At 68.5% G+C, this 25,991-nt stretch carries 26 protein-coding genes; 14 read left to right on the top strand and 12 right to left on the bottom strand.

Annotated elements, in window-relative coordinates; genetic code table 11:
- Positions 1-130: 130 nt before the first annotated feature.
- Positions 131-1,870, top strand: coding sequence for an ABC1 kinase family protein (locus ACNR9O_RS10325; protein WP_473680860.1), 1,740 nt, complete (start codon positions 131-133; stop codon positions 1,868-1,870).
- Here the strand turns inward: ACNR9O_RS10325 and ACNR9O_RS10320 are convergent.
- The 7 genes from ACNR9O_RS10320 to ACNR9O_RS10290 form a co-directional block, all read right to left on the bottom strand.
- Complete coding sequence (locus tag ACNR9O_RS10320; RefSeq protein WP_473680862.1) at positions 1,867-2,376, bottom strand: DUF892 family protein; 510 nt, start codon at positions 2,374-2,376, stop codon at positions 1,867-1,869. The two genes, ACNR9O_RS10325 and ACNR9O_RS10320, sit on opposite strands and share 4 nt — an antisense overlap.
- A 63-nt stretch (positions 2,377-2,439) precedes the next feature.
- Positions 2,440-3,093, bottom strand: a complete 654-nt coding sequence (locus ACNR9O_RS10315) for a DUF2238 domain-containing protein (RefSeq protein WP_473680864.1) — start codon at positions 3,091-3,093, stop codon at positions 2,440-2,442.
- A gap of 4 nt (positions 3,094-3,097) precedes the next feature.
- Positions 3,098-3,535, bottom strand: a complete 438-nt coding sequence (locus ACNR9O_RS10310; protein WP_473680866.1) for a universal stress protein — start codon at positions 3,533-3,535, stop codon at positions 3,098-3,100.
- A 7-nt stretch (positions 3,536-3,542) separates the two neighbouring features.
- A complete protein-coding gene (locus tag ACNR9O_RS10305; RefSeq protein WP_473680868.1) occupies positions 3,543-3,956 on the bottom strand; it encodes a universal stress protein in 414 nt (137 codons plus the stop codon).
- An 87-nt stretch (positions 3,957-4,043) separates the two neighbouring features.
- Entirely contained in the window at positions 4,044-6,557 is a 2,514-nt protein-coding gene (locus ACNR9O_RS10300; protein ID WP_473680870.1) for a cation-translocating P-type ATPase, read from the bottom strand.
- Entirely contained in the window at positions 6,554-7,360 is an 807-nt protein-coding gene (locus ACNR9O_RS10295; protein WP_473680872.1) for a universal stress protein, read from the bottom strand. The genes ACNR9O_RS10300 and ACNR9O_RS10295 overlap by 4 nt, the downstream gene beginning before the upstream one ends.
- Before the next feature lie 32 nt (positions 7,361-7,392).
- On the bottom strand, positions 7,393-8,037 hold the full coding sequence (locus tag ACNR9O_RS10290) for a cytochrome b/b6 domain-containing protein (protein ID WP_473680874.1): 645 nt from the start codon (positions 8,035-8,037) through the stop codon (positions 7,393-7,395).
- Positions 8,038-8,242: 205 nt separating this feature from the next.
- Between ACNR9O_RS10290 and ACNR9O_RS10285 the strand changes: the two genes are divergently transcribed.
- The 7 genes from ACNR9O_RS10285 to ACNR9O_RS10255 all read left to right on the top strand — a co-directional run bounded on the left by ACNR9O_RS10285 (position 8,243) and on the right by ACNR9O_RS10255 (position 15,269).
- Positions 8,243-9,463, top strand: coding sequence for an MFS transporter (locus tag ACNR9O_RS10285; RefSeq protein WP_473680876.1), 1,221 nt, complete (start codon positions 8,243-8,245; stop codon positions 9,461-9,463).
- A gap of 16 nt (positions 9,464-9,479) precedes the next feature.
- Positions 9,480-10,469: a zinc-binding alcohol dehydrogenase family protein gene (locus ACNR9O_RS10280; RefSeq protein ID WP_473680878.1), complete on the top strand. Its 990-nt coding sequence runs from the start codon at positions 9,480-9,482 to the stop codon at positions 10,467-10,469.
- Entirely contained in the window at positions 10,466-11,572 is a 1,107-nt protein-coding gene (locus tag ACNR9O_RS10275) for a hypothetical protein (RefSeq protein ID WP_473680880.1), read from the top strand. Before ACNR9O_RS10280 ends, ACNR9O_RS10275 begins: the two co-directional genes overlap by 4 nt.
- Before the next feature lie 95 nt (positions 11,573-11,667).
- Positions 11,668-12,318 carry a BON domain-containing protein gene (locus tag ACNR9O_RS10270; RefSeq protein WP_473680882.1) on the top strand — a complete coding sequence of 217 codons (651 nt, stop codon included), beginning with the start codon at positions 11,668-11,670 and terminating at the stop codon, positions 12,316-12,318.
- A gap of 47 nt (positions 12,319-12,365) precedes the next feature.
- Positions 12,366-12,812, top strand: coding sequence for a CBS domain-containing protein (locus ACNR9O_RS10265; RefSeq protein WP_473680884.1), 447 nt, complete (start codon positions 12,366-12,368; stop codon positions 12,810-12,812).
- The gene (locus tag ACNR9O_RS10260; protein ID WP_473680887.1) at positions 12,799-14,391 is read left to right on the top strand and encodes a thymidine phosphorylase family protein; all 1,593 of its coding nucleotides are present in this window, start codon (positions 12,799-12,801) and stop codon (positions 14,389-14,391) included. The genes ACNR9O_RS10265 and ACNR9O_RS10260 overlap by 14 nt, the downstream gene beginning before the upstream one ends.
- Complete coding sequence (locus tag ACNR9O_RS10255; protein ID WP_473680889.1) at positions 14,388-15,269, top strand: ribose-phosphate diphosphokinase; 882 nt, start codon at positions 14,388-14,390, stop codon at positions 15,267-15,269. Before ACNR9O_RS10260 ends, ACNR9O_RS10255 begins: the two co-directional genes overlap by 4 nt.
- 6 nt (positions 15,270-15,275) lie before the next feature.
- Here the strand turns inward: ACNR9O_RS10255 and polX are convergent, their stop codons facing one another.
- The 4 genes from polX to ACNR9O_RS10235 form a co-directional block, all read right to left on the bottom strand.
- Positions 15,276-17,003 carry a DNA polymerase/3'-5' exonuclease PolX gene (polX, locus tag ACNR9O_RS10250; RefSeq protein WP_473680891.1) on the bottom strand — a complete coding sequence of 576 codons (1,728 nt, stop codon included), beginning with the start codon at positions 17,001-17,003 and terminating at the stop codon, positions 15,276-15,278.
- 157 nt (positions 17,004-17,160) lie between these two features.
- The gene (locus tag ACNR9O_RS10245; RefSeq protein ID WP_473680893.1) at positions 17,161-17,625 is read right to left on the bottom strand and encodes a host attachment protein; all 465 of its coding nucleotides are present in this window, start codon (positions 17,623-17,625) and stop codon (positions 17,161-17,163) included.
- 38 nt (positions 17,626-17,663) lie between these two features.
- Positions 17,664-18,212, bottom strand: coding sequence for a GNAT family N-acetyltransferase (locus ACNR9O_RS10240; protein ID WP_473680895.1), 549 nt, complete (start codon positions 18,210-18,212; stop codon positions 17,664-17,666).
- 24 nt (positions 18,213-18,236) lie between these two features.
- Positions 18,237-18,593 carry a phasin family protein gene (locus tag ACNR9O_RS10235; protein ID WP_473680897.1) on the bottom strand — a complete coding sequence of 119 codons (357 nt, stop codon included), beginning with the start codon at positions 18,591-18,593 and terminating at the stop codon, positions 18,237-18,239.
- Between the two features lie 564 nt (positions 18,594-19,157).
- On the opposite strand from ACNR9O_RS10235, the gene ACNR9O_RS10230 reads away from it, so the two are divergent.
- Positions 19,158-19,445 (top strand): helix-hairpin-helix domain-containing protein, encoded by a 288-nt coding sequence (locus ACNR9O_RS10230; RefSeq protein ID WP_473680899.1) that lies wholly within the window; start codon positions 19,158-19,160, stop codon positions 19,443-19,445.
- Positions 19,446-19,461: 16 nt separating this feature from the next.
- Here ACNR9O_RS10230 and ACNR9O_RS10225 read toward each other — a convergent pair whose 3' ends face one another.
- The gene (locus ACNR9O_RS10225) at positions 19,462-20,493 is read right to left on the bottom strand and encodes a hypothetical protein (protein ID WP_473680901.1); all 1,032 of its coding nucleotides are present in this window, start codon (positions 20,491-20,493) and stop codon (positions 19,462-19,464) included.
- Between the two features lie 204 nt (positions 20,494-20,697).
- Between ACNR9O_RS10225 and ACNR9O_RS10220 the strand changes: the two genes are divergently transcribed.
- The 5 genes from ACNR9O_RS10220 (at position 20,698) to ACNR9O_RS10200 (ending at position 25,988) form a co-directional block, all read left to right on the top strand.
- Positions 20,698-21,414, top strand: a complete 717-nt coding sequence (locus ACNR9O_RS10220) for a Crp/Fnr family transcriptional regulator (protein WP_473680903.1) — start codon at positions 20,698-20,700, stop codon at positions 21,412-21,414.
- 192 nt (positions 21,415-21,606) lie between these two features.
- Positions 21,607-22,302 (top strand): ABC transporter ATP-binding protein, encoded by a 696-nt coding sequence (locus tag ACNR9O_RS10215; protein ID WP_473680905.1) that lies wholly within the window; start codon positions 21,607-21,609, stop codon positions 22,300-22,302.
- Entirely contained in the window at positions 22,299-23,387 is a 1,089-nt protein-coding gene (locus tag ACNR9O_RS10210; RefSeq protein ID WP_473680907.1) for an HlyD family secretion protein, read from the top strand. Before ACNR9O_RS10215 ends, ACNR9O_RS10210 begins: the two co-directional genes overlap by 4 nt.
- On the top strand, positions 23,371-24,849 hold the full coding sequence (locus ACNR9O_RS10205; RefSeq protein WP_473680909.1) for an efflux transporter outer membrane subunit: 1,479 nt from the start codon (positions 23,371-23,373) through the stop codon (positions 24,847-24,849). The genes ACNR9O_RS10210 and ACNR9O_RS10205 overlap by 17 nt, the downstream gene beginning before the upstream one ends.
- Positions 24,846-25,988, top strand: a complete 1,143-nt coding sequence (locus ACNR9O_RS10200; RefSeq protein WP_473680911.1) for an ABC transporter permease — start codon at positions 24,846-24,848, stop codon at positions 25,986-25,988. The genes ACNR9O_RS10205 and ACNR9O_RS10200 overlap by 4 nt, the downstream gene beginning before the upstream one ends.
- The last annotated feature ends 3 nt before the right edge of the window (positions 25,989-25,991 follow it).

Raw genomic sequence — 25,991 nt, 5'->3', positions numbered from 1 at the left:
TGAGAGTGAACCGGACGGCGATGCGGCAGCGCGCGTTCATGCATGCATGCGCGCCGTGCAGGCGGGGTCTGCAATTTCTTCCACAAGCATGAAAGTGTTTCATCGCCGGCTTGTGGATGAGTCCGTTGATGTGCCACTGCCATCGCTTTCAGCCGCGCGTGCCGACGATGCGGGTGTGCCGCACCGGCGCGCCGCCACTGACATCGAAGACGCCGTGCGTATGAGCTACCTGTCGCGCTATTCGCGCATCGCGCTGTTCGTCATGCGTTATCGCCGCGCCGGCGTGCTGCGCGGGCTGCCGGGCCATCGCCGCGCGGCGGACCTGGCCGGCGAACGCCAGCCACAGCGGCTGGTGCGGGATCTGGAGCGCCTGGGGCCGGCTTTCATCAAGCTCGGCCAGGCGCTGTCATGCCGGCCCGACCTGGTGCGCGAGCCCTATCTGGCCGCGCTGGCGCGCATCCAGGATCGCGTCGAACCGATCGGCGTGGACGCGGTACGCGCCGTGGTCGCGCGCGAACTGGGCCAGCCGCCGGAGATGATGTTCCGCCGCTTCGACCCCGTACCGCTCGCCGCCGGCTCGCTGGCCCAGGTGCACGCGGTCACGCTGCCCGATGGCACCGATGCGGTGATCAAGGTGCAGCGTCCCGGCATCGCACAGCGCATCCGCTCCGACCTCGACGCGCTGGAGCGCCTGGCCATCGCCGCGCAGCGCCATACCGAAGTCGGACGCCGCTACGGATTCGTGCCATGGATCGCCGAACTGCGCCGCAGCCTGCTCAACGAGCTGGACTTCGTCACCGAAGCGAACCATCTCGATACCTTCGGCCACCAGCTGGAAAGCTATCGCACGCTGTACATCCCCACGCCCTATGCCGAGTTCACCACTTCGCGCGTACTGGCCATGACGCGCGTGCACGGCCACAAGCTCGGTGCGTCACCCGTGCCCGAAGCCCTGCGGCTGCCGCGCGCGGAGCTGGCCGGGCAACTGCTTTCGGCCTACATCGACCAGGTCTTCGTGCATGGCCTGATTCATGCCGATCCGCATCCGGGCAACCTGGTGCTGATGGACGACGGCCGCCTTGGCCTGCTGGATTTCGGCATGGTCACCAGCCTGTCGCCGGCCATGCGCAACGAACTGCTGCGCCTGATGCTGGCAGCCGCGGATGGCGATGGCGATGGCGTGGCCGATATCGGCGAGCGTCTGTGCGTGGTGCTGGCGGACATGGATCGCGCCGCTTACCGGCGCGCGGTCGGCCATGCGGTGCTGCGCTACGCCGGCGCCAGCGATCGCAGCCGTCTGGAAGAGGGCCGCCTGCTGCTGGCGCTTACCCGCATCGGCGCCGACAACGGCTTGCGCCCGCCGGCCGAACTGAGCCTGCTCGGGCGCGCGCTGCTCAACCTGGAGCCGGCGCTGATGCGCCTGGCGGACAACCTGCCCACGCGTGAACTGATGCGCGCGCGCCTGCTCGGCGTGGTGACTTCGCAGCTGCTCCATCCCGTCTCGCAGGCGCGCGGTGGCGCCTTGCTGCTGGAGGCGCAGCAGGTATCGCTCAGTGCGCCGGGCCAGCTAGGTCGTTTCATCGGCATCCTCGCCGAGAACCGCCTGCGGGTGCGCCTCGATGGCCTCGAGGAATCGCACCTGATCGAGAATCTGCAGAAGATCGCCAACCGCATCGCCGCCGGCGTGATCACTGCGGCGCTTTTGATCGCCGGCGCGCTGATCGTGCGCGAGGCGACGCCCGGCTCGGGTTATCGCTATGTGGCGGGCCTGATGTTCGCGCTGGCCGGTATCATCGGCTTCGGCTTGGTGGTCAACGCGCTGCGCCGCGACCGCGCGCCACCGGACGACACCGATGGCGGCCAGCGCTAGCGCTTGGCCTGGATGCCGGGCAATTCCAGTCGCACGAGATACTGCCGCACGATATCCGGCTGGTGTTCGTGCAGCCATTCGACCATGCGTTCTTCCTGGCCGAGTATCTCGCCGCACACACCGGCGATCTCCGCCTCGCCGGCGGCTTCGGCGGTGGTCTCCAGGGTGCGGTACACGATGGCCTCCAGCGATTCGAAGGAATACGTCAGCACCAGACTCTTGACCACTTCGTCGGTGGAGGCGACCTGCAACAGCCCCTGGCCCATGGCGAGGAAGCGCGCGCTGAACTCGCGCAATCCCGAGGGTTCGCCGCCGAGCTGGCGCAGGCAATGCTCCAGCCGCGCCTGCTGCTCGCAAGTTTCGGCCAGATGGGCCACCACACGGTCGCGCAGTCGCGGATAGTGGTGGAGGCGGCGCACGTGCGTCTTGAGCATCTCTTCGGATTGCACTTCCATCGCGTGGGCGTTGCGCAACCAGTCGAGCAGTTGGGCGCGGGAGGTGTTCATGGACGGCCTCGCTTGCGAAGGGACGCTCCAAGGCGAGCAAGAGCCGTGCCGCGCCGGCATGCTTCAGCTCGCCAGGCCACGCCTCGGCGCCAGTTCGCCGCGTCGGGCGATGAGCAGCACCGTCATGGCGACCATGCTCCCCAGCGTGGCGGCCAGCATGTCGTGCTGCGCGTCCCACGGGTCGCCCTGCGTGCCCAGATAGGCCACGCCCAGGTCGCCGCCGAACGCCATGGCGGCGGCCCATTCGATCAGCTCGTAAAGCAGCGAATGGGACATGATGAAACTAACCGGCAGGATCCAGCGCCAGAGCCCGCGCGGCGGCGCTACTGCCGCAAACAGTTCGGCGGCGGCGGGCGTGACCCACAAGCCATACAGAAAATGCACGAGGCGGTCGTAGCTGTTGCGGCCGAGCCACGCCAGCGACACGCCGACGTGCGAAAGCCATTGCTCATAGGGCACCTTGGAGTAGGTGTAATGCGCGCCGACCTCATGGCACACGAAGAACCCGAACAGTGCCAGATAGGCCATGTTGGACAGGCGCAGCCGCCGGTAACCGTAGACCAGCAACGGCACGGCGATCAGCACCAGCATGTTTTCCAGCAGCCAGTCCTGGCGGTACAGCGGCGCGATCGCCAGCGCGATCCAGATCGCGACGAACGCCGCCAGCAGTAGCAGCGGGAAGCGAGGGCTCGGGTGCGCTTCCATGGCATCGGACATAGGATCAGCGCCAGGCCAGCACGGGAATGTCGGCAGCCTGCATCACGGCCTGCGCCTGCCTTGTGAACAAGCTCTGCGAGAGCCCTTCGCGCAGCGGCGAGGCCATCACGATCAGATCGCAACCATAGTCGCGGGCAGTATCGGCGATGGCCTCATGAAGATGCGGGGCGAAGGTGTAACTGCCCTCGCAGGGCACGCCCGCATTGAGCACGTGTTCGCGGGCCTCGCCCAGCCAGAGGATGGCGCGGGCGCTGGCCTCCTGCTCGTACAGCTCGCGCGTGGCGTGCACGCGTTCGGCCAGATAGGCGATGGCGGGGAACGACGGGATCACGTGAAGCAGATGGATGCGCGCCTTGCACAGGCGTGCGATGGCGATGGCGGCATCCACCGCCTCCAGTCCCGCGGACGTGCCGTCGATGGGCACCAGCAGATGGCTGAACATGGGCGCCTCAGCGCACCACCAGCACCGGTACGCGCGAACCGGACAGCACTTTCACCACCACCGAGCCGAGAAACAGGCTCTTCAGCACACCGCGGCCGTGCGAACCCATCACGACCAGGTCATAGCGGCCGCGTTGCGCCAGGCGCAGGATTTCGGTGCCCGGGTCGCCGACCAGCAGGCGTTCGTCGAACACGTGTCCTGCCTTGGCCAGCACGCGCCGGGCAGGTTTGAGGGCGGCGATACCGTTGTCCAGGTGGAAGCGCGCCACGCTGTCGGTGTCCAGCCGGCCGGCGATCGACTCGCGCAGCGGTGCATCGACATTGAGCAATGTCACCATGGCGTCGGCGGGCCAATGCTTGACCAGGTAGCGGGCGGCGCGCGTGCTGTAGACGCTTCCGTCCACGAGCAGCAGGATCTTCATGCGGCTTGCTCCTCCTCGCCTTCGCGCGCCTGCCGTCATCAAAGCGGAGGAGGGCCTGGATCGTGTTGATCTGCATCAAGGCCCGCGTCAGCTTTCGGTAAGCGACGGCCGCCAGCGGCGCACGACGCGCCGGACGATCTCCAGCCACACGACGGATGCCAACAGGAGCGTCGGAACGAGAAGAAGGGTTTCGCTATCCCATGGCTGCAGGCCGAGAATCGTGCGCAACGGCGGCATCGCGGCCATCGCCGCCAGCATGAGCAGGCCCGCGCCCAGCAATCGCGGCAGCCAGGGATTTTCGCGCCATGCGGCACGCCACAGCGGCAGCGTCGGCTGGTGGTTGGCCAAGGTGAGCAGCAGCACCGCGATGGTCAGCCCGACAAATGTGATGCCGCGCGCCAGCGCCGCGGATTCGCGCGCGGTCAGCACGGCGCCGTAGCACACCGCCAGGATCGCGGCGAGGCCGGCGCCTTGCGCTGCGCCGTAGCCGAGGTTGGCCAGACGAAATGGCGAGTCGCCGATGGCCCGCGGCGGGCGAGACATGATGCGGGGAGACGCGGGTGCCGCTTCGAAGACGATTGAGCAGGCCGGATCGATCAGCAGTTCCAGCAGCACGATCTGCAGCGGCATCAGCAGGATCGGCCAATGCAGCAGGCTCGGCAGCAGCGCGAGCACCACGACCGGTACGTGAACCGCCACCACGAAGCGGATCGCCTTGACGATGTTGTCGTAGATGCGCCGTCCCTGGCGGATCGCGGCCACCAGGCTGGCGAAATCGTCTTCCAGCAGGATCAGCGCCGCCGCCGCGCGCGCCACGTCGGTGCCGCGACCGCCCATCGCCACGCCGGCGTCGGCCGCTTTCAGCGCGGGAGCGTCGTTCACGCCATCGCCGGTCATGCCGACCACCTCGCCGCGCCGCTGCAGCGCGCGTACCAGACGCAGCTTTTGCGTGGGCTGCACGCGCGCGCATACGTCCACGGTGGCCAGTCTTGCCGCCAGCCGTTCGTCGTCGAGCGACTCCAGTTCGCTGCCCGACATCAACCGCGGCGCCTGGCTCAGGCCGACTTGCATGGCGATGGCGCGCGCGGTGACTTCATGGTCGCCGGTCATCATCATCACGCGGATGCCCGCGGCGCGGCATTCGGCCATGGCCGCCGCGGCTTCCGCGCGCGGCGGATCGATCAGGCCCAGCAGGCCTGCGAAGCGCAGATGCAAGCCGCGCTGCGTGTCGGGCCAGGAGGCTTGGTGGCTATCGGCACCGGCCACCGCAAGGACGCGCATGCCGCGGGCGGCCATCGCGTGCAGGCGGCGGTTCCAGCTTTCCTGTTCGGCCGAGTTCAACCCGCACAGTTCCATGACCGCTTCGGGGGCGCCCTTGGTGCCGATCGCGTACCGGCCCTGATCGAGTGGTGCGATGCGACTCATCGCGAGCAGATCCGGCGTCAGCGCGTATTCCTTCGCTGCGTTGTCGGCGAGCGCAAAATCGCGTGCATCCAGATGACTGGCGGCGAACGTGCGGATCGCCTGCTCCATCGGGTCGGCCGAGCCTGCCGGCGTGGCCAGCAAAGCCAGCCTGGCCAGCTCACGGAACGGCGCCGGAAGCGGTGCATCGCCGGCCGCCATGTGGTCGTCGCCTGCGTGGAGCTCCGCGACGGTCATCCGGTTCTGCGTGAGCGTGCCGGTCTTGTCCACGGCCAGCACGGTGATCGCGCCGAGCGTCTCGACCGCGGCGATGCGCCGTGCGAGCACCTTGTGCCTGGCGATGCGCCATGCGCCGAGCGCAAGGAACACGGTGAGGATCACCGGAAACTCTTCCGGCAGGATCGCGATGGCCAGGGCCACGCCCGCGAGCAGGCTGTCGAGCAGGGTATGTCCGTCCCAAAGCCAGTCGAGCAAGGTCAGCCCGACCGCACAGGCGACGGCCGCCAGCGCAAAGTTGCGGATGAGCCCGCGCGACGCCTTTTGCAGCGGCGATACGGTTTCCACCGTATCGGCCAGCGCCTTGCCGATGCGGCCGATGGCCGTTTCGCTGGCCACGCCGACCACCCGTGCGGTACCGCGGCCGCGCGTCACGACGGTGCCGGCGAAGATCGCACGGCTCGCGACGGAGGCGCTTTTCACCACCGGCGCGGATTCGCCGGTGAGCAGCGATTCATCCGCTTCGAGATGGCCGTCCAGGAGTATCGCATCGGCCGCCACGCGGTCTCCTTCGCGCAGAACCAGCACATCGTCTCTCACCACCTCGGCGGCGGGCACGCGCCGTTCGAGGCCGTCCCGGATCACGTGCGCCTGCGGCGCCGAGAGATCGCGCAGGGCCTCAAGCGCGCGCTGCGTCTTGCGTTCCTGTACCAGCGTGATGCCGACGATCACCAGCACGGACAGCAGCAGGAACAGCGCATCGCTGCGCTCGCCCAGCGCGAGGTACACGGCGCCGGCGAACAGCAGCATCAGGAACATCGGCTCGAGCAGAACGCCGCGCGCGATCGCCCACAGCGACTTCGGGCGATGGGCGGGCAGCACGTTGGGGCCGTCGCGGAGCAGTCGCTCGCGCGCCTCGGCCTCGCTCAGGCCAAAGCCGGGCGGCGGTTCGGGCGCGGTCATCTCTCGACGACCAGCAGCGGGATGTCGCTATGGCGGAGCAGGTGACGGGTCACGCCGCCGAGCAGCCATTCGTTGAGGCGCGAATGGCCCCAGGCACCCATCACCAGCAGATCGGCGCGGCGGCCGAGCGCGTGCTGATGGATGACCTGGCCGTGGTCGTCGTCCTCGTCCAGCACTTCCCATTGCGCCGTGACACCCTGGCGCTCCAGCCAGTTGTCCAGCGCCAGCGGGATGCGGTTGTCGCTGGCGGGAGTGCGTGCGGCGCCATTGAGCACCACGATCTCTTCAGCGCGCGCCAGCAGCGGCGCGGCGGCACGTACCGCGCGCGCGGCCTCGGTGGAGCCGTTCCAGGCGATCGTCACCTGGCGTACGCCATCGTCGCCCGACCAGTGCTCGGGTACCAGCAGCATCGGTGCCGCGTCGGTGGAAAGTACGCGGCCGAGCGGATTGAAGCCGGAAGACAGCCGCGCCGCTTCGCGCGCGAGCCGGCCGATCACCAGATCGGCCAGGCTGGCGCGCCGCGAGATCACCGATTCGTAGAGCCCGCGATGCGCTTCCCAGCCGCCTTGCACGGCGTGTTGGCGGCACAGGTCGCGCCACCAGTCGCGCCGCCCGCGTGCCGTCAGCTCCAGTTCGTCCAGCACCAGCATGGCATCGGGCATGGCCAGCATGGCGGTAGGGCTCAGCTGCACCACTTGCAGGCCGGTGAGGCGCGCGCCGTGCTGTCGAGCCAGGCCGAAGGCGAAACGCAGTGTGGCGGAGGCATGTTCGTCCGCTTCGACGTCGACGATGAATTCCAGCATGGGTTTCTCCTGTGGGCCGCTCATCCGGGCGCTCAATGCGTGGCCCACTCCAGCCACCAGAATTCGGCCAGGCAGGCCAGCATGATCAGTGCGACCGGCAGCATCGGTCGCGCGATCGCTTCGTCCGGCGTGCCCAGCTTGCGGCCGGTGAACATCGCGCGGATCAGGTTCTCGCGATGCAGCCAGCTGCCCGCGATCGCGCCGGCGACGTGGGCGGCGACCAGCGCGATCATCAGGTTGGCTAGCACTTCATGCGTTTCGCCCGGCCATTTCGTCCCGGTGTCGTAGGCCAGCCAGCCGAAGAACGTCACCGCCAGGGTCATGGCCAGCAGCGCGAGGATCGCCATCGCGCCGGCCGGGTTGTGGCCGGTGTAGTGAGGCGGGTGGCCGCGCAGCATCTGCCCGAGGTAGCGCAGCGTCGCGCGCGGTCCGCGCACGAAGCTGCGGAACTTCGCATGCCGCGTGCCGATGACGCCCCAGAACAGGCGAAAGCCGACCAGCAGCGCCATGGTGTAGCCCAGCACCGCGTGCAGACGCCGCAGTCCGTCCTCTTCGGCCGTCAGCCAGGCGCCAGCGAAGCACAGCACCATCAACCAGTGCGACAGGCGCACGGGCAGATCCCACACCAGGATCCGTTGCCGTGTTTCGTGCGTCCGCGTGGTGCTGCGCGTATGCATGACTGCCGTTCCGATCATCGTTGCGCGACATGCATTAGAGGCCGGGAGCGACAGGCATGGGTTGATGTGGATCAAGTCGGCCGGAGCCATGGCGCGCCTAAGCTCTTGCCGGCGGTTTCACCGCGGAGCGTTCACACTGGACGGGTTTCGCGCCACGCGGAAAAACGATGATCCGCAGCGGCACAACAGGAGCGGGAGAAGCGGCATGGCGGAACCCCTGACATCCGCGGGCGGCGAGCGCGCCTGGCGACGCCTGCCTGCGGGCGTGTGGCAGCTGGGCTTCGTGTCGCTGCTGATGGATGTCTCCTCGGAGATGATCCATGCCTTGCTGCCGGTCTATCTGGTGGCCGTGCTCGGCGCCTCGACGCTCACCGTGGGTTTCATCGAGGGCGTCGCCGAAGCCACCGCGTCCATCACCAAGATCTTTTCCGGAGCGCTGTCGGACTGGCTGGGGCGGCGCAAGCTGCTCGCGGCGATCGGCTATGGCCTGGCGGCCTTCACCAAGCCGGTATTCCCGCTCGCCACCAGCATCGGCTGGGTGGTCGCGGCGCGCTTCATCGATCGCATCGGCAAGGGCATCCGCGGCGCGCCGCGCGATGCGCTGGTGGCCGATATCGCGCCGCCGGGCCTGCGCGGCGCCGCGTTCGGGCTGCGCCAATCGCTGGATACCGCCGGTGCGTTCATCGGTCCGGCGCTGGCGATCGCCTTGATGTGGCTGACCAACCATATCCGCGCCGTGTTCTGGGCCGCCGTGCTGCCGGGCCTGGCCGCGTTCGCGCTGATCGCTTTCGTGGTGCGCGAGCCGGCCGAAAGGCCCGCGGCCTTGCGTGGTGCAGGCCTGCATTGGCGACGCGAACTAGGACGGTTGCCGGCGCGCTACTGGTGGATCGTGGGCGTGTCGGCGGTATTCACGCTGGCGCGCTTCAGCGAGGCCTTCCTGGTGCTGCGCGCGAAGGAGCTGGGTCTCGGACTGGCCTGGGTGCCGGCGGTGCTGGTGGCGATGAACATCGCCTATGCCGTGACCGCCTATCCGGTCGGCGTCCTGGCCGACCGCATGCGGCGCGCCGCGCTACTGCCGCCGGGTCTCGCGCTGCTGATCGCCGCCGACCTGTGCCTGGCCTTTGCCGGCGGATTGCCTGGCCTGGCCGTCGGCATCGTGTTGTGGGGGCTGCACATGGGCGTGACGCAAGGCCTGCTGTCCACGCTGGTGGCGGACGTGGCGCCGGCGAACCTGCGTGGCACCGCGTTCGGCGTGTTCAATCTGGTCGCAGGGTTGGCTGTGCTGGCTGCCAGCGTGATTGCCGGCGGGCTGTGGAGCGCATACGGTTCGCGTGCCACGTTTCTCGCCGGTGCCGGCTTCGCGGCGCTGACGCTCGCGATCCTGTTGCCGCTGCTGCGGCGCGATGGCCACCGCCAGGCCGGATGAGAGGAGCGCCGGGAACATGCTCGCGATGGTCCTGCGACATCCGCGCACGCCGCTGGTAGCGGAGCAACGGCCGGATCCCGTACCCGGCCCCGGCGAGGTACGCCTGCGCGTGGAAGCCTGCGGCGTGTGCCGCACCGACCTGCACCTGATCGACGACGAACTGCCGCAGGCGCACCTGCCGGTGGTGCCCGGTCACGAAGTGGTCGGTGTGGTGGAGGCGGTGGGCGCGGGCGTTTCGTCATGGAAGTGCGGCGACCGCGTCGGCGTGCCTTGGCTGGGCGGCGCCTGTGGCGTGTGCGACTACTGTGCGCACGGCCGCGAGAACCTGTGCGATACGCCGGAATTCACGGGCTGCACGCGCGACGGCGGCTATGCCACCCACGTGCTGGCCCATGCGGCGTTCTGCCTGCCGCTGCCGGCGCGCGACTATCCCGACGCCGCGCTCGCCGCGCCGTTGCTGTGCGCGGGCCTGATCGGCGGCCGCGCGCTGCGCCTGGCCGGCGCGGGCAGGGCGCTTGGGCTGTACGGCTTCGGCGCGGCGGCGCACATCCTGGTGCAGGTCGCGCGCGCCGAAGGCCGGCGGGTGTATGCCTTCACTCGTGCGGGCGATAGCCAAGCGCAGGCGTACGCGCGCTCGCTCGGCGCGGCGTGGGCGGGTGCTGCCGACGAAGCGCCGCCGGAACCGCTCGACGCGGCGATCATCTTCGCGCCTGCCGGCGAGCTGGTGCCCACCGCGCTGCGTGCCGTGCGCAAAGGCGGCACGGTGGTATGCGGCGGCATCCACATGAGCGACATTCCCAGCTTCCCCTACCGCCTGTTGTGGGAAGAGCGCCGGCTGCTCTCGGTGGCCAATCTCACGCGCGAAGACGGCCATGCGTTTCTCGCCGCCGCGGCCCGCGCCAAGGTGTCGACTCACGTGCACCGCTATCCGCTCGCCGACGCCAACCTGGCGCTGGCCGACCTGCGCGCCGGCCGCCTGCAAGGTGCGGCGGTGCTGCTGCCATGAACGCACAAGGTCTCATGCAGCCGCCCGCGGTGCGACGCGCGCATGTGGTCGCGCAGCGCCTGTTCGACCTTGCCTATGCCATCGATCTGGAGCGGGCGCGCGCGCTCTGCGCGGACCTGTCCGCGACGGAGGAGCGCCCCGGTTCGCTGACCTTCGGCGTGCCGCCGTTGCGGTTGGCGCTGGAGCCGGTGGACATCGAGGTGGCCGGGCAGCGCCTGGCCGGGGCCGTTTCCGCGCATCTGTACGACTTCGGCGCCATTACCCTGTCGATCAGCTTCGCCGCGCAGGACATGTCTTGGCCGGCCTTCGTCGAGTTCGCGCGGCAGATCGAGGAAGCCACGGCGCTGGGCAAGCCCGCGGCACCGTGGGCCGCGCTGCTGGAGCGAGTGAAAGCGCGCCTGGCGGGCGCACTGGTGCGGCCAGGCAGTTCGGTGATCCAGGAGGATTACCAATTGCTCGTTGTCGATGCCTTCGCCGAGCCGCCGCACGGCGATCTGCGCCAGGCGATGGATCTGGTGCCGCTGCTCGCCGCCGATGCCCGCCCGCTGTCGGTCGATACGCGCGAGGCATTGCTTCGCCATGCCTTCGCCTACCGCGCCGACGACTGCGTGGTGATCACCCGCGACCGTGCTTTTCTCTACCAGCCCGACGGCGATGCCGGCGTGGCCGCCGTGCTGGAAGTGGCCAACGCCCAGCTGCTGGAGCTGCGCTACTACAGCGCACTGCTCGATGCCGAGCTGCCGCGCATGTACGGCCTGGTGGCGCGTACCCGCGGGCTTTCGCCGTTGTTCGCGCCGGGCCAGCTCTCGCGCCTGGCGCGGCGCCTGTACACGCTGGTCGCCGAGGTCACCGAGCTGACCGAGAAGGTGGACAACGCCCTGCAGGTTACCGGTCACCCCTACCTGGCTCGCGTCTACACCACCACGCTGCAACTGTTCGGGGTGCCTGCGCTCGGCGCGGCGGTGGACCGCAAGCTGGCGATCGTGCGCGACACCTACGCCGCGCTGTACGACGAGGCCTCGGTCAGCCGCGCCGGCTTGCTGGAGGTGACCATCATCGTGCTGATCGCGGTGGAGCTGGTGCTGGCGCTATTTCGCCGCTGACCTGCCGCAGGCGGCGTTCCGCGTTTGATCTGCGTCAACACGCTGGCGCTGCGCTTTGCGCAACCTAGGCCGCATCAGAACGACGGAGGCCGGCCATGCGCACCGACGGGCAACTGCAGAAGGACGTCATAGACGAACTGAACTGGGAGCCGGCCGTGCAGGCCAGCCGCATCGGCGTCGAGGTGGACAACGGCATCGTCACCCTGGCCGGTACCGTTGGCGGCTACATGGAGAAGTACGCGGCAGAGCGGGCCGCCCAGCGCGTGGCCGGCGTGCGCGGCGTGGCAGTGGAGCTGGCGGTGGAGCTGTCCGGCAACCACCATCGCACCGACGCCGACATCGCCGATGCGGCCACCCGTGCCATCGAATGGAATGCCTCCATTCCTCAGGGCAGCGTGAAGGTCGCGGTCGAAGCCGGCCGTGTCACCCTTACCGGCGACGTGCCGTGGGCCTATGCGCGCAAGGTCGCCAGGGACTGCGTGTCCGGCCTGCTCGGCGTGAAGGATGTGATCAATCTGATCGCGGTCAAGCCGTCGGTCACCGTGCATGGCATCAAAGGCCAAATCGAAGCGGCGCTGCAGCGGCAGGCGCATCGCCACACACGGCACATCGACGTTGCCGTCGACCACGGCACCGTCACGCTCAGCGGAGAAGTCGATTCGCTCAGCGAGCGCGACGCGATCGAGCAGGCCGCGTGGAGCGCGCCGGGCGTGCAGAACGTGGTCGACCGCATCACGGTGCATTGATGCAAGCGGAGTGCCGGGTTACGCGAAGTCGGACGAGGAGCGCCACCATGCTGGCCAGAGACATCGGCACCGCGCGGGTCATCCAGGCCGAATCGGCGCAGAGCCTGCGCGAGGCGGCGGACATCATGCACCGTCATCAGGTCAGCTGCCTGGTGGTGGTCGATGACGCGCGTTCGCCCGGTCCGCCGCTGGGCGTGATCACCGAGCGCGACGTGATGACCGCCACGCTCGTGTTCGGCCGCAATCCCGATACCACCCCGGTCGCCAGCGTGATGGCGCGTCCGCCGGTGATCTGCCGCGACGACAGCACCTTTACCGAATTGATCGCCATCATGCGCGGCAGCGGCCTGCGCCGCCTGCCGGTGGTGGACGCCACCGGCGCGCTGGTCGGCATCGTCACCGCCGACGATGTCATTGCCGCCATGGCCGAACTGATGGAGAGCCTTGCGCGCGCCCTCATCGTCGATCCGCTGTTCGATCATGAGCCGCGCTGACCAGGCATCGCCGGCGGAGCAGGGCGCCGCATGCCCCATGCCGACGGAGCATCCGCCGGAAGTGCCGCGCCCGTCGCTGTCCTTCGAGCGCCTGCGCCGCATCGGCATCGACACCGGCGATGAGTACGTGGTGTACCTGCATGAAGGATCGCCGATCTGCCGCGCGGAGGGTTTCGGCGCGCACAGCCGCGTGCAGGTGAGTATCGGCGGCCGCCAGCTGGTGGCCCGCCTGAACATGGTGCGCGACGCGATGCTGACCGCCGAAGAGGCCGGGCTGTCGGAGCCGGCGTGGCTGCATCTGCATCCGCAGCCGGGCGAATCGGCGACATTCGCGCATCCGGCCAGCGTGGAATCGCTGTCGTTGGTACGCGCCAAGATCCACGGCCAGGCGCTGAGCGCCCAGTCGTATCAGGCGATCATGCGTGACGTGGCGGCCCGCCGCTATTCGGGGCTGGAGCTCGCCGCGTTCGTCACCGCCTGCGCCAACGGCCATCTCGCGTCGCAGGAAGTCAGCGCGCTCACCGGCGCCATGGTCGCCACGGGCAGCCACCTGCATTGGCCCTACGACGTGGTGGTGGACAAGCATTGCATCGGCGGCCTCGCGGGCAATCGCACCACGCCCATCGTGGTGGCCATCGTCACCTCGCTGGGCCTGGTGATGCCCAAGACCTCCTCGCGCGCGATCACCTCGCCGGCCGGCACGGCCGATACCATGGCGATGCTGGCGCCGGTGGAGCTGACGCTGGAGCAGCTGCGCCGTACGGTCGAGCGCACCGGAGGCTGCCTCGCCTGGGGCGGTTCGATCGGTCTGAGCCCGGCGGACGACGTGATGATCCATATCGAGCGTGCGCTGGACATCGACAGCGAAGGCCAGCTGGTGGCATCGGTGCTGTCCAAGAAGATCGCCGCCGGTTCGACCCATGTGCTGATCGATATTCCCGTCGGCCCCACCGCCAAGGTGCGCGATCTGGCCCAGGCCAACTCGCTGGCCGATGGCTTGCTGCGCGTGGCGGCCGATTTCGGCATGCGCGCGCAGTGCCTGATCACCGACGGCAGCCAGCCGATCGGCCGTGGCGTGGGTCCGGCGCTGGAAGCGCACGACGTCCTGGCCGTGCTGCGCCGCGACGCGGACGCGCCGTCCGATTTGCGTGAGCGCGCTCTGCTGCTGGCCACCACGCTGCTGCAGCTGGCCGGCGTCACACGCAACAAGGCTGGCGCGCGCGCCATGGCAACCCAGGCGCTGGACAGCGGTGCCGCGTGGGATCAGTTCCAGAAGATCGCCGAGGCCCAGGGCGGCCTGCGCACGCCCGGACGCGCGCCGCAGCAGTATCCGGTAGTAGCGCCGCTGTCCGGACGCGTACGCGCGATCGACAATCGGCAGTTGTCGCGCGCGGCCAAGCTCGCCGGCGCGCCGATGTCGCCCCTGGCCGGACTGGAGCTGCACGCGCATCTGGGCGACCGGATCGAAGTGGGGCAGCCGATGTTCACCGTGCATGCGCAAAGCCGCGGCGAACTGGCTTACGCGCTGGAATACGTCCAGCGCCATCCGTGCATCGTCACCGTGGCGGCGTGCTCATGAACCGGGCGGTCTACGCCATGCCGGGCAACCAGGCGCTGGCCGATGCGCTGGCGGGCTGGCGCGGGTTGCCGCGCCACGCGCTGGAGGTCCATCGATTTCCCGACGGCGAATCGCTGGTGCGCGTCGACGCGCCGCCCGCCGGCGGTGAGGCGATCATGGTGTGCACGCTGGACCATCCCGACGACAAGCTGCTGCCGCTGTTGATGGCGGCCGCCACGCTGCGCGAACTCGGTGCCGGGCGCGTCGGCCTGGTCGCGCCCTACCTGGCCTATATGCGCCAGGACGCACGCTTCCATCCGGGCGAGGCGATTTCCTCGCGCATCTTCGGCCGCCTGCTGGACGAACGCTTCGACTGGCTGGTCACGGTGGATCCGCACCTGCATCGCCATCACAGCCTGGCCGAGGCGGGGTTGCCGCGCGGCCGTGTGGTCGCCGCTGCGCCCGCGCTGGCGGCATGGTTGCGCGCCAACGTGCAACGGCCGTTGCTGATCGGTCCCGACGAGGAAAGCGCGCAATGGGTGGAGCGCGTCGCCGCGCTGGCCAAGGCGCCGGCGGTGGTGGCCGCCAAACGGCGCTTCGGCGATCGCGACGTGCGTGTGAGCTTGCCGGATCTTTCGATGTGGCGGGATCGCCAGCCCGTGCTGCTGGACGACATCATCGCCAGCGGGCATACGTTGCTGGAGAGTATCGCCGGCATGCGCGGCGCCGGCTGGCCCGCGCCCCTGTGCGTGGCCGTGCACGGTCTGTTCGCCGATACCTCGCTGGCACGCCTGCGCGACGCCGGCGCGCCCGCCGTGATCACCACCAACAGCGTGCCGGGCGAAACCGCCATGGTGGATCTGAGCGCGGATCTGGCGGCGGCGTTGCCGGAAGCCTGAAGCAGCTCATCTCATGGTGGCGGCGAGTTTCACGCGCAGCTGCGCCAACGGCAGCGTATTGAGCACGTCGCTGGCCTCCAGCCAGCCGCGGCGCGCCTGGTCAATGCCGGCGTCCAGCCAGCGCAGATCCTCGCCGCGATGCGCATCGCTGGAAATGACCACCGGCACGCCGGCTCCCTTGGCCTGCCGGCATTGCGTGTCGAACAGGTCCAGACGGTCCGGTTGCGCATTGAGTTCCAGGAAGCAGCCGCGCTCGCGCGCATGCGCCAGCACGCGCTCGAAGTCGAATTCGTATGGGCCGCGGGTGCCGAGCAGGCGACCGTTCGGATGGGCGAGGATGCTGAAATAGCGATGATCCATCGCGCGCAACAGCCGTTCGGTCTGTCGCGCGGACGTCAGCTCGAAGGCCGAATGCACCGCGCAGACGACCAGGTCCAGTCGCGCCAGCACGCTGTCGGAAAGATCGAGTTTGCCGTCCGGCAGGATGTCCACCTCGATCCCCTTGAGCAGCACGACGCCGCGCAGCCGCTCGTTGAGTCGGTCGATCGCATCGATCTGCTGGTGCAGGCGCCGGGCGTCGAGGCCATGGGCGACGTGCAGGCTGCGCGAGTGGTCGGTGATGGCCAGGTAGCGCAAGCCGGCGGCGCGCGCCGCCTCGGCCATGCGCGCGAGCGATTCGTGGCCATCGCTGGCGTCGGTGTGGGCGTGCAGGTCGCCTTGCAGATCCGTGCGCTCGATCAGATGCGGCAGGCGGTGCGCTCGCGCCGCCTCGATCTCGCCCTGGTTCTCGCGCAATTCCGGCGGGATGCATGGCAAGTCCAGCGCCGCGTATACCGACGCTTCGGTCGTCCCGGCCACGCGCCGCGCGCCGCGGTACACGCCGTATTCGTTGATCTTCAGCCCACGTTCCTGACCCATCCGCCGCAGCACGATGTTGTGCGCCTTGGAGCCGGTGAAATACACCAAAGCCGCGCCAAAGCTGGCCGGGCGCACCACCCGCAGATCCACCTGCAAGCCATTGGCCAGCACGATGCCGGCACGCGTGGTGCCACGCGACAGCACGCGCGCGGCCGCTTCGAAGCTGCATAGCCCGTCGATGGCGGTCCGGCCCGAGCGGGCCACGGCCAGCAGGTCCACATCGCCCACCGTGTCGCGCCGTCGGCGATAGCTGCCCGCCACCACCACCGTGGCGACCCCGGGAATCGCCCGCAGGTAGGCCAGCAGGTTTTCGACATCGGCAGCGACGCGCGCCAGCGGCCAGCGCGTGGAGCGCTCCAGGTGGGCGGCGATGGCTTCGGCGATGCGTTTCTCGCTGACCTTGCCGAAGCCGGGGATTTTCTGGATGCGTCCGGCGCGTGCGGCTTCCAGCAGCTGCGCGGGCAGGTAGGTGCCTAGCTCGTGATAGAGCGTCTGCACCCGCTTGGGACCGAGGCCTGGCACTTGCAGCAGCGCGGTGATGCCGGGCGGGAATTCCTCGCGCAGGCGTTCCAGCGCGCTCATGTGGCCGGTATCGAGCATTTCCTCGATCTTGCCGGCGAGGTCGTCGCCGATGCCGGGCAGGTCGTCGATCGGCGCCTGGCGCTGACGGCGCTTGCTCATTTCCTCCGGCCACACGGCGAGCGTGCGGGCGGCATTGCGGTAGGCGCGGATGCGGAAAGGATTGGCCTGCTGCAGTTCGAGCAGATCGGCCATCTCGTCGAAGGCGGCGGCGATGGTGGCGTTGCGCGGGAGCATGCGCGGGGGCTCGGGTCGTGTCTGGTCTTGCGGCGCCATGGATGGTTTTCGAGCGGTCGCTTCGTGTCCAAGGCCGGGCCGCCGCCGTGCCCCCGGTCGCGTTACCGGGACCTCCGGTGCGTGATCAGAGCAGGCGACGGCGAATCAGGCGATGGCATCAGGACGGGTGGCGCTGGAATTCGCGCGGAAAGGCCTCCTGCAGGCGTTCCTTCAGTTCCTGCGTGCTTGCCGAGACGAGATCGTGGCGGATCTCGCCCACCACGCGCCGGTGCAGCGCCTCGGGAAGATGCTCGCGCAATACCCCCAGGAAACGCGGGGGCGCGACCAGGATCAGGTGTTCGTACTGCTGGCGCGCGGCGTCATGTTCCAGCCGCTCGGCCACCGCGCGCGCGAACTGCTGTTCGCTCTTCTCGCGCAGGGTGGTATGCGGCTCGATCGCCGAGCGATGGGCGCTGCCGCTCTCGATGGTGCGCGGCAGACGGTCGTTGAGGTCGCGGTCGTGCGTGACCGTGCGTCGTTCCGGATTGCTGAGGCAGGCTACCTCGGCCATGGCGTCGCGCCCGTCGATCTGGAACAACCGCGCTCTGGCGGCATCGGTGATCAATACCCAAGTGTGGCTCATATGCGCTCTCCGGGCGCGCGTGGCGTGCGGCGCCTTGTTCATGTCAGTTCGAGTTCGAACGTCACGACCGCCGGATCCTCCGGATCCGGACGGCTGCGGAATCCCAGCCGCTCGGCCAGCGCGTGCGCGCCTGCGCAGCGGACCGCGTCCACCGCATACATCCAGCGCACGCCCTGCGCGCGCGCCACGCCGATCAAGTGATGCATGAGCAGGCGGCCGACCCCCTGGTGCTGCCAGGCCGGGTCGACCGTCACGGCGCAATCGCAACGGGTGGCGTCGTCGTGCAAGCGGTAGCAGGCGGCGCCGATCTCGCGCGCCTGCGGTTCGTCGCCGACCAGCGCCACCAGGACGAATTCGCGCGAGGTATCCACCTGGGTCAGCTCGCGCGCGGTGTCCGCGCCGCGGTCCTTGATCAGGCCAAGGAAACGGTAAGAAAGCGCTTCGGCGGTGAGGCGCGAGAGGAAGGCCTGTTCGCGCGAGACATCGGCCGGAAGCAGCGGGCGGATACGGACCGTGGTGCCGTCGCGCAGATGCTCCATCAACGCCGGCGGCGTAGGCGATGGGTGGCTCGGGCGTGTCTGGATCATGGCGGCCTCCCGCCAGGTGGCCGGTCAGCGTGGCGCGGAGCGAGATACCATCTTCTGTGCCTGTTCCATGCCGTGCGAGGACAGGGCGCCGAGCAGGCCGAACATGGTCTGGCTCTCCTGCACGTAATCGCTTACGAGCGCGGCCAGCGCCTTGCTCTGCAGCGTCGCGATGTCTTCCGGCTTGCGGCATTGGGCGAAGCGGGTGAGCAGCTCCATGTCCTTTTCGAAACGCTCGTTGAGGAAGCGCACCGCTTCGGCGTGCACCTTGCCCGTATCGCGCATCCAGGCGGTCAGCGCCCCGGACATGGCGGTCAGCGATTGCGTGGCCAGATCCGACATGGCCTGGAGATTTTCGTTCGGCACGGTTTGCGGCTTGGTCATGGCTTAAGTCCCGCGGTAGGCATGGAGGTACGCCACCCACCCTAGGCGCGCCGCACCCACGCGGTATTGACGCTGATCAAGTCCTCCCGCTTGGGCCTTTCGCCGCACATTGCCGCCGATGCCGCGCGCTGCGCGACGCGCGGCCGAGCATGCTGTCGTAGCGGCGCAGAAATCGCGCCAGCGTGATCCAGCCGTCAACCGTCCGACTGTTCTTCGGGTCGGGCTTGCGGGCCGGTGCCGCAGGGCGGGTGCCCGCATCCGCAGAGGGTTTCAGGGACATGACTGGACGCCGCCTTGTGGCAGTGGTCGCTGCAATACAGGCCTTCGGAGGCGACCATGCATTTGCACGGCGCATGGCCGCATTTGAAACCGTTCTCGGCCATGGCTCGGGTTCTCCAGCAAGGAAGTGGCTTTACTTTCGCGCCGCGGCTGTCCAGAGGCCGTGGATCGCGCGTGAGCGATCCGGCAAGGCAGTGGCGACAGGCCCCGATCCGGCATACGCTCACGCTCTTCGTTCGACCGCGCGCGCTTCAGTGCGCCACAGCTTCAAGGAGCCTTCGGATCATGAAAGCCACCTGCGCCGGCGAAGCCCGCAAGCTCGAAGACATCCCCAATATCGGCCCGTCCCTCGCCGGCGACCTGCGCGGCCTGGGCATCCTCACCCCGCTGGACGTCAAGCGCATGCGGCCTTTGCAGGCCTATGAGCAGTTGCGTACGCCGATGGGCAAGCGGCACGACCCGTGCGTGCTGGACGTGTTCCTCGCCGCGCACGATTTCATGAATGGCGCCGAGGCGCGCCCCTGGTGGGCCTACACCGCGCAACGCAAGGCCATGCTCGCGCCGCACCGCTGAGGCATCGAATGACGCTTCAGCCGTGGACCGCCGCCACGGCGGCCTTGAGGGTTTCCGGCGAGGCATGCTCGACCAGCGGATAGAGAATGGGCGCATCGATCGACGGCTGGATGGCAGCGCGCATGTTGATCTGCGTTTCGACGCCGAGCGAGACCAGATCGTCCATGAGATCGTGCATGTCCTGGCGCGCGCCCAGCCGTTGCGCGAGCGTCAGGGCATAGCCGGCCGAGCAGGCCGAGCGGACGGCATCGGCCCCCGAGATGATGTGGGCATACCCTTGCGACAGCAGCGGATCGATCGCATCGGTGACGTTGTTGGCGAGCAGGGCCAGGCGCCGCTGCGACGAGATGGCCGTCAGCTGGAGGTGGCGCAGGCCATGGCGCTGTGCGTCATCGATCCGCTCCGGCAGCAGCTCGCGCAGTCGATGGCCGAACGCCGGAGCATCCTTCAGCGCGAAGGGCGAGCCGCGATCCGTGGCCAGTTGAAGGCTGCCACGCAAGCAGCCGCGCGCCAGGCTGCGTGCGATCGTGCCGGCGGTCCAGCGACCGGCGGCGCTGCCGTATGGCTGGCGCAGCTGGGCCAGGGCGTCGGCCAGGCCGATCAGGCCGATGCGCAAGCGTGCGCCGCCGAGGTTGTCGCGAACCGTTGCCAATTGCGCGGCATTGTCCAAGGCGCGCACCGCCAGCTCGGCGGCATGTTCGAAGGCCTCGTGCCGGAATCCGGCCCGTGGCGTGAAAGGCGATTGCACGAAGACCGCCGCATTCAGCACGGCGACCAGATCATCCTGCGGCCATATGGCCACGGTCGTGCCGGCGCCGATCACAATGCGTTCGTCCAGCAGCAGGCGCCAGCCGAGATGAGCGTCGAGCAGCTGCTGCTCGAACTCGGCCCGGTGTGTGGCCGGTTCGGCGCGCGACAAGGTGCGCGCTACCCGCCGCCAGGTGTCGTTGATGGAGACATCGCGCAGCCGTCCTTCCTCGCGCCAGCGAAACCAGGCATCCCAGGCTTCGACGGCGACGATGTCGTGGAAAGGCGAGGAGTGACGCATGCTCGGTGACTGGTGGCGGGGAGGGGAGTCGACGCCAGTGTGCGCAACTGCCGCCTCGTGTCATTGAGCCACGTCAACCCTGCTTGTGTCGCTCATCGTTACGCACTGTTACAAACCGTTGCGATGCGGACGTCACCCTGTGACAGAGCGCTCCTACGATTTCTTCTAAGGCAGGAGATGCCACCAAGGCCAAGGGGAAACGTCATGAGCATGCAAGCCGAAACCATCGCCGCACAGGCCGCGCATACACCATCGGTTGCGCATGAAGCCGCTTTCGCCGGGCTGGATATCGAGCAACTGCGCCGGTACGTGCCGGTGATGCGGCACAAGCTGGCCACGGGTCAGTACCTGTACCACGCCGGGCAGCCGTTCCAGGCAGTGTATTTCGTGCAATCCGGTTGCCTGAAGACAGTGGAGCTTGCCGACGATGGACGTGACCAGGTCACCGGCTTCCGCATGCGTGGCGATTTCCTCGGCGTGGAAGCGATCGGACTGAAACAGCACGCCTGCAGCGCGGTGGCGCTGGAATCGGGCGAGGTGTGGGAACTGCCATACCCGGCCATGCTCGCCGCCTGCCGCGAGATGCCGGAATTGCAAGCGCGCCTCACCGCCGCATTGGCCGAAGAGATCCGCAACGACCACGCCTGGATGCTGGCCATCGGCACGCTCAACGCCGAGCAGCGCGTGGCGAGTTTCCTGGTGGACGTGGCCAGGCGCTATGCGCGCATGGGCTATAGCGCGCGCCATTTCATCCTGCGCATGCGCCGCACCGACATGGCCAACTTCCTCGCGCTCAAGCATGAGACGGTGAGCCGCGTGATGTCGCGCCTCGACGAACTGCGGCTGATCGAAGTGGAGCGCCGCGAAGTGCGCGTGCTGGACGACGCGGGACTGCGCCAGCTGGCGGGCATGCGCGTGTGAGGTTGGGCGAAGGGCGAGCAGCGAGGGCGTAGCGTTGGAAGTCGGCACCTCTCCCTGGGTGTGCCGGCTTCTGCGCCCTCACTGCTCGCTCTTCGCCGCGCGGAGAGGCCGGCACGGCGTCGCGAAGAGCCATCCGGCGGGCCATTGATGCCGGTCAAATCCGGCTTTCCGGCACATCACTAGGGTGCAGGCATGAGCACTGCAGCGATCGTCGCCCGCGACCTGAGCAAGTGGTTCGGCGAAGGCGACGCCAGGACCGTCGCGGTCAATGGCGTCAGCTTCGAAGTCCGCTTCGGGGAAATGCTGTTCATCGTGGGTCCTTCCGGCAGCGGCAAGACCACGTTGCTGAGCATGATCTCCGGCATTCTGCGCCCCAGCGCCGGGCAGGTCGCCGTGGAGGGACGCGACCTGTGGAGCCTGGATGCCGATGACCTCGCCGAATTCCGCCTGGGCACCATCGGCTTCGTGTTTCAGGATTACCACCTGTTTCCCCGGCTCACGACCGAGGAGAACGTAGCCATTCCGCTCATCCTGCGGCACCGCGGCTGGGAGGATGCCATCGCCGAAAGCCGGCAGGATCTGGCGGTGGTCGGGCTGGCCAATCGCGGCGCGTTGCCGCCGCCGCGGCTGAGCGGCGGCGAGCAGCAGCGTGTGGCGATAGCGCGCGCCTTGGCGGGGCGGCCGAAGCTTCTGATCATGGACGAACCCACCGCCTCGCTGGATGGCGATACCGGCCGCAACATCATGCAGTTCGTGCGCAGCCAGGTATTGGCGGCGGATCGCTGCATCCTGATCGTCACCCACGACGCACGCATTTTCGAATTCGCCGACCGGATCATGCACATGGAAGACGGCCGCATCAGCGGCTACGAGCGCGCGCCGGCATGAACCGTTCGCGCCTGATCTTCGTCTTTTCGTGCATCGGCCTGCTGGTGGCCGTGGCAAGCGCGGTGTGGTCGGCGCTTCCCAACAAGACGCAGCCGCCGCAGTTCACGCCTGCGACCAACCCGTACGAACACGGCATCTTCGCCAATGGCATCGTCGAGAGCGACCTGGGCAGCGGCGAGAACATCAACATCTATCCCGAAGTGCCCGGTCGCGTGGTGCGCGTGCGGGTTCGCGAAGGCGACCGGGTGAAGGCCGGCGCGCCGCTGGTCGAGCTCGACGATTCGGTGCAGCGCGCCGCGGCGGAGCAGCAGAAGCAGCAGGCCAACGCGGCCGAAGCGCTGCTGCGCGAGCTCAAGGCGATGCCGCGGCCGGAAACCCTCGCCGTGGTCCGGGCGCAGGTGACGCTGGCCGAAGCCGCGCGCAAGACCGCGGGCGATCAGTTCGACAAGCTGCGGCGCTCGCACGAAGCCGAGCCGCGTTCGATCAGCCAGGATGCGCTGGACAACGCCGCCAATGCACTGCACGCGGCGGATGCGTCGCTGCAGGTCGCGCGACGCCAGTACGAGCTGACCCGCGCCGGCGCCTGGGCTTACGACATCGACAACCAGCAGTTGCAGTATGCGGCGCTCAGTCAGGCTTACGAGGCATCGCACGCGCTGCTGGACAAGTACACCCTGCGCGCCACGGCCGACGGCGTGGTGCTGGCCGTCAACGCGGCGGAGGGCAGCTACGTCTCCACCCAGGGCGCCTACGACAGCTACACGCAGGCCTTCAAGCCGCTGCTGGTGATGGGCACGCCGCAGGACTACCTCGCCGTGCGCTGTTACATCGATGAGATCCTGGTGGACCGCCTGCCGCCGCCCGGGCGCATCCGCGCGGAAATGACCGTGCGCGGCACCAGCCAGAAGATCCCGCTGGAATTCGTGCGCGTGCAGCCGTACGTATCGCCGAAGATCCAGCTTGCCGATCAACGTCAGGAACGCGTGGACCTGCGGGTGCTGCCGGTAGTGTTCCGTTTTCGCCGTCCGGGCGCGCTGCGCATCTACCCGGGTCAGCTGGTGGACGTCTATGTGGGCGAGAAATAGCCCGCGCGCGCTGGTCATCGCCACTTCCCTGGCATTGGCCGCATGCAAGGTGGGGCCGGACTTCGTGCGTCCGTCGCCTCCCGCGGAGACGGCATACGTTCCCGCCGGCATGGCGGCGGCCGTGATGGATGGGGCAGGGCAGACACAGCACATCGATCCGGGTGCTCCAGTCACTTCCGATTGGTGGCGATTGTTCGGTTCGCGCGAACTCGATGCATGGGTGCGCGAAGGCCTGGCGGCCAATCCCGGGCTCGATGCGGCGCAGGCGACCCTGCGCCAGAGCCAGGACGAACTGCGCGCCGGCTATGGCGTGTTCTTTCCGCAGGCAGGCGTCGGGCTGGCGGCTTCGCGCCAGCGCAGCCTGCCGGCGCGCAACGGCCTGAGCGGCGCGGGCAGCGTGTTCAGCCTGTTCACGCTGGGCGCCACCATCGATTACGCGCTGGACGTGTTCGGTGGACAGCGGCGCGCGGTGGAAGGGCTCGCCGCACAGCGCGACTACCAGCGCTATGCGCTGCTCGCGGCGGAACTCGCGCTGGCCGGCAATCTCGCCAATACCGCGTTGGCTCGCGCCGCCTATGCCGAACAGATCGAGGTCACCGAAGCGCTGGCTGGACTGCAACGCGACCAGCTGGCGATCACGCAGGCCCGTGCCAAGGCCGGCACCACACCGGAGTCGCAGGTGTGGGCCGTGCGCGCGGCACTGGCCGCGACCGAAGCGACGCTGCCCGGCTTGCGTCAACGGCGGGACCAGGCCGACCACTTGCTCGCGGCGCTGCTCGGTCGCGCGCCGGCGCGCGGACCCGTGCCTGCCTTTCGCCTGTCCTCACTTCGCCTGCCCGACGAGCTTCCGCTCAGCCTGCCTTCTGCGCTGGTGCGTCAGCGACCGGACGTTCTTGTCGCCGAAGCCCAGCTGCACGTCGCGACAGCGCAGGTAGGCGTCGCGACGGCGGCGCTATTTCCACGCTTCTCGCTCAGCGGCAGCTATGGCGGCGGAAGTAACGCGTTCGGCTCGCTGGACGCGGCCAGGAACCGCTTCTGGAGCGCCGGCGCGGAGGCCGACTGGCCGGTCTTCCAGGGCGGTTCGGCCTGGTTCGGCCGCAAGGCGGCGCTCGAAGGGCAGCGCCGCGCGCTGGCTCTCTACCGCCAGGCGGTGCTGGCGGCGTTCGCCCAGGTGGCCGATGCGCTCACCGCCCTGGAGCACGATGCGCAAGCAGTGCAGGCCGAGCAGGAAGCGATGCATGCGGCGGGCGAATCGCTGGCGCTGGTGCAGGCGAATTACCGCGCAGGCGTCGCCGGCTACCTGGACGTGCTCAACGCCGATCTGCAGTACCACCAGGCACGGCTCGCCTTCGTGCAGGGCCAGGCTTTGCGCTACCAGGACACCGTGGCGCTCTATGTCGCGCTGGGCGGCGGCTGGTGGAACGCGCCGGATGTGGCGCCGCTGGCGGAGGGACGGCGATGAAGCGCGGAGGGCTGTTCCTGCTTGCCTACAAGCTGCTGGTCAACGACCGCGGCAAATTCTCCGCCTTGCTGACGGGGATCACCTTCGCCGCGTTCCTGATGGTGCAGATGACGTCGATGTTCGCCGGCATCCTGATCCGTTCTTCCTCCACCGTCGCCAACATCGGAGCCAGGATGTGGGTAATGGACCCGGCAGTGAACACCGTGGCCAATACCATTCCCATGCCCGACTACCTGCTGGACGCGGTGCGCAGCGTCGACGGCGTGCGCTATGCCGTGCCGCTGTACACCGGCGGCGCGCTGGTCAAGCTGCGCAACGGCGGCTACCAGGCGGTGAGCGTGATCGGGCTGGATGACACCAGCCTGTACGGCCGCCCGGCGTTGAAGCGGGGCAACATCCAGGATATCTACGCCGACAATGCCTTCATCGCGGTGGACGATGCCGAGTTCGTCAAGCTCGGCAAGCCCGATGTCGGCACCGAGTTCGAGCTCAACGATCATCGCGGCGTGATCGTGGGCGTGGCGAAAGTCGCTTCCTATGGCCTGTTCGGCATCCCGACGCTGTACACCACCTACAGCCGCGCGATCGAGTACGTGCCGGGCACGCGCTTCACCGTGTCCTACATCCTGGTGGAGCCCAAGAGCGAGCAGGCGGTGGCCGGCATCAAGCGGGAAGTGGCGAAGCTGGGCTACCTGGCCCTGACCGCCGACGAGTTCGACAAGCGCATCGCCGATTTCTACAAGTACCAGACCGGCGTAGGCACCAACATCATGCTGATGACCATCATCAGCTTCATCGTCGGGCTGTCGATTTCGGCGCAGACGTTCTACACCTTCATCCTGGAAAATCTGGACAAGTTCGGCGCACTCAAGGCGATCGGTGCCAAGGGGCGCGAACTGGTCTACATGATCCTTTTCCAGGTCGCCTTCACCAGCCTGACCGGTTACGGCCTTGGCGTGGGGTTGTGCGCGCTGCTGATCGGGGTGGCGCGCCTGCGCATTCCGGACTACGCCGCGACGATCACCTTCACCAATCTCGCCCTTGGTCTGGCCATGGTGCTGGCGATCGCGGCGATCTCCAGCTATATCGGCGTGCGCCGGGTGCTGCGCATCGAGCCGTTCGACATCTTCCGCAGCTGAGGC

Source organism: Dyella sp. CR10 (genome assembly GCF_055814425.1).
This window is presented reverse-complemented; position numbering and strand designations above follow the sequence as displayed.

What these genes read in the sequence shown, in the direction of transcription:
- ACNR9O_RS10300 (WP_473680870.1), bottom strand. Translation starts at nt 6,557, where the DNA reads ATGACCGCGCCCGAACCGCCGCCCGGCTTTGGCCTGAGCGAGGCCGAG.
- ACNR9O_RS10220 (WP_473680903.1), top strand. Translation starts at nt 20,698, where the DNA reads ATGAGCATGCAAGCCGAAACCATCGCCGCACAGGCCGCGCATACACCA.
- polX (WP_473680891.1), bottom strand. Translation starts at nt 17,003, where the DNA reads ATGCTCCCGCGCAACGCCACCATCGCCGCCGCCTTCGACGAGATGGCC.
- ACNR9O_RS10245 (WP_473680893.1), bottom strand. Translation starts at nt 17,625, where the DNA reads ATGAGCCACACTTGGGTATTGATCACCGATGCCGCCAGAGCGCGGTTG.
- ACNR9O_RS10210 (WP_473680907.1), top strand. Translation starts at nt 22,299, where the DNA reads ATGAACCGTTCGCGCCTGATCTTCGTCTTTTCGTGCATCGGCCTGCTG.
- ACNR9O_RS10310 (WP_473680866.1), bottom strand. Translation starts at nt 3,535, where the DNA reads ATGTTCAGCCATCTGCTGGTGCCCATCGACGGCACGTCCGCGGGACTG.
- ACNR9O_RS10315 (WP_473680864.1), bottom strand. Translation starts at nt 3,093, where the DNA reads ATGTCCGATGCCATGGAAGCGCACCCGAGCCCTCGCTTCCCGCTGCTA.
- ACNR9O_RS10265 (WP_473680884.1), top strand. Translation starts at nt 12,366, where the DNA reads ATGCTGGCCAGAGACATCGGCACCGCGCGGGTCATCCAGGCCGAATCG.
- ACNR9O_RS10225 (WP_473680901.1), bottom strand. Translation starts at nt 20,493, where the DNA reads ATGCGTCACTCCTCGCCTTTCCACGACATCGTCGCCGTCGAAGCCTGG.
- ACNR9O_RS10200 (WP_473680911.1), top strand. Translation starts at nt 24,846, where the DNA reads ATGAAGCGCGGAGGGCTGTTCCTGCTTGCCTACAAGCTGCTGGTCAAC.
- ACNR9O_RS10205 (WP_473680909.1), top strand. Translation starts at nt 23,371, where the DNA reads ATGTGGGCGAGAAATAGCCCGCGCGCGCTGGTCATCGCCACTTCCCTG.
- ACNR9O_RS10230 (WP_473680899.1), top strand. Translation starts at nt 19,158, where the DNA reads ATGAAAGCCACCTGCGCCGGCGAAGCCCGCAAGCTCGAAGACATCCCC.
- ACNR9O_RS10285 (WP_473680876.1), top strand. Translation starts at nt 8,243, where the DNA reads ATGGCGGAACCCCTGACATCCGCGGGCGGCGAGCGCGCCTGGCGACGC.
- ACNR9O_RS10240 (WP_473680895.1), bottom strand. Translation starts at nt 18,212, where the DNA reads ATGATCCAGACACGCCCGAGCCACCCATCGCCTACGCCGCCGGCGTTG.
- ACNR9O_RS10215 (WP_473680905.1), top strand. Translation starts at nt 21,607, where the DNA reads ATGAGCACTGCAGCGATCGTCGCCCGCGACCTGAGCAAGTGGTTCGGC.
- ACNR9O_RS10295 (WP_473680872.1), bottom strand. Translation starts at nt 7,360, where the DNA reads ATGCTGGAATTCATCGTCGACGTCGAAGCGGACGAACATGCCTCCGCC.
- ACNR9O_RS10235 (WP_473680897.1), bottom strand. Translation starts at nt 18,593, where the DNA reads ATGACCAAGCCGCAAACCGTGCCGAACGAAAATCTCCAGGCCATGTCG.
- ACNR9O_RS10275 (WP_473680880.1), top strand. Translation starts at nt 10,466, where the DNA reads ATGAACGCACAAGGTCTCATGCAGCCGCCCGCGGTGCGACGCGCGCAT.
- ACNR9O_RS10320 (WP_473680862.1), bottom strand. Translation starts at nt 2,376, where the DNA reads ATGAACACCTCCCGCGCCCAACTGCTCGACTGGTTGCGCAACGCCCAC.
- ACNR9O_RS10280 (WP_473680878.1), top strand. Translation starts at nt 9,480, where the DNA reads ATGCTCGCGATGGTCCTGCGACATCCGCGCACGCCGCTGGTAGCGGAG.
- ACNR9O_RS10260 (WP_473680887.1), top strand. Translation starts at nt 12,799, where the DNA reads ATGAGCCGCGCTGACCAGGCATCGCCGGCGGAGCAGGGCGCCGCATGC.
- ACNR9O_RS10290 (WP_473680874.1), bottom strand. Translation starts at nt 8,037, where the DNA reads ATGCATACGCGCAGCACCACGCGGACGCACGAAACACGGCAACGGATC.
- ACNR9O_RS10270 (WP_473680882.1), top strand. Translation starts at nt 11,668, where the DNA reads ATGCGCACCGACGGGCAACTGCAGAAGGACGTCATAGACGAACTGAAC.
- ACNR9O_RS10255 (WP_473680889.1), top strand. Translation starts at nt 14,388, where the DNA reads ATGAACCGGGCGGTCTACGCCATGCCGGGCAACCAGGCGCTGGCCGAT.
- ACNR9O_RS10305 (WP_473680868.1), bottom strand. Translation starts at nt 3,956, where the DNA reads ATGAAGATCCTGCTGCTCGTGGACGGAAGCGTCTACAGCACGCGCGCC.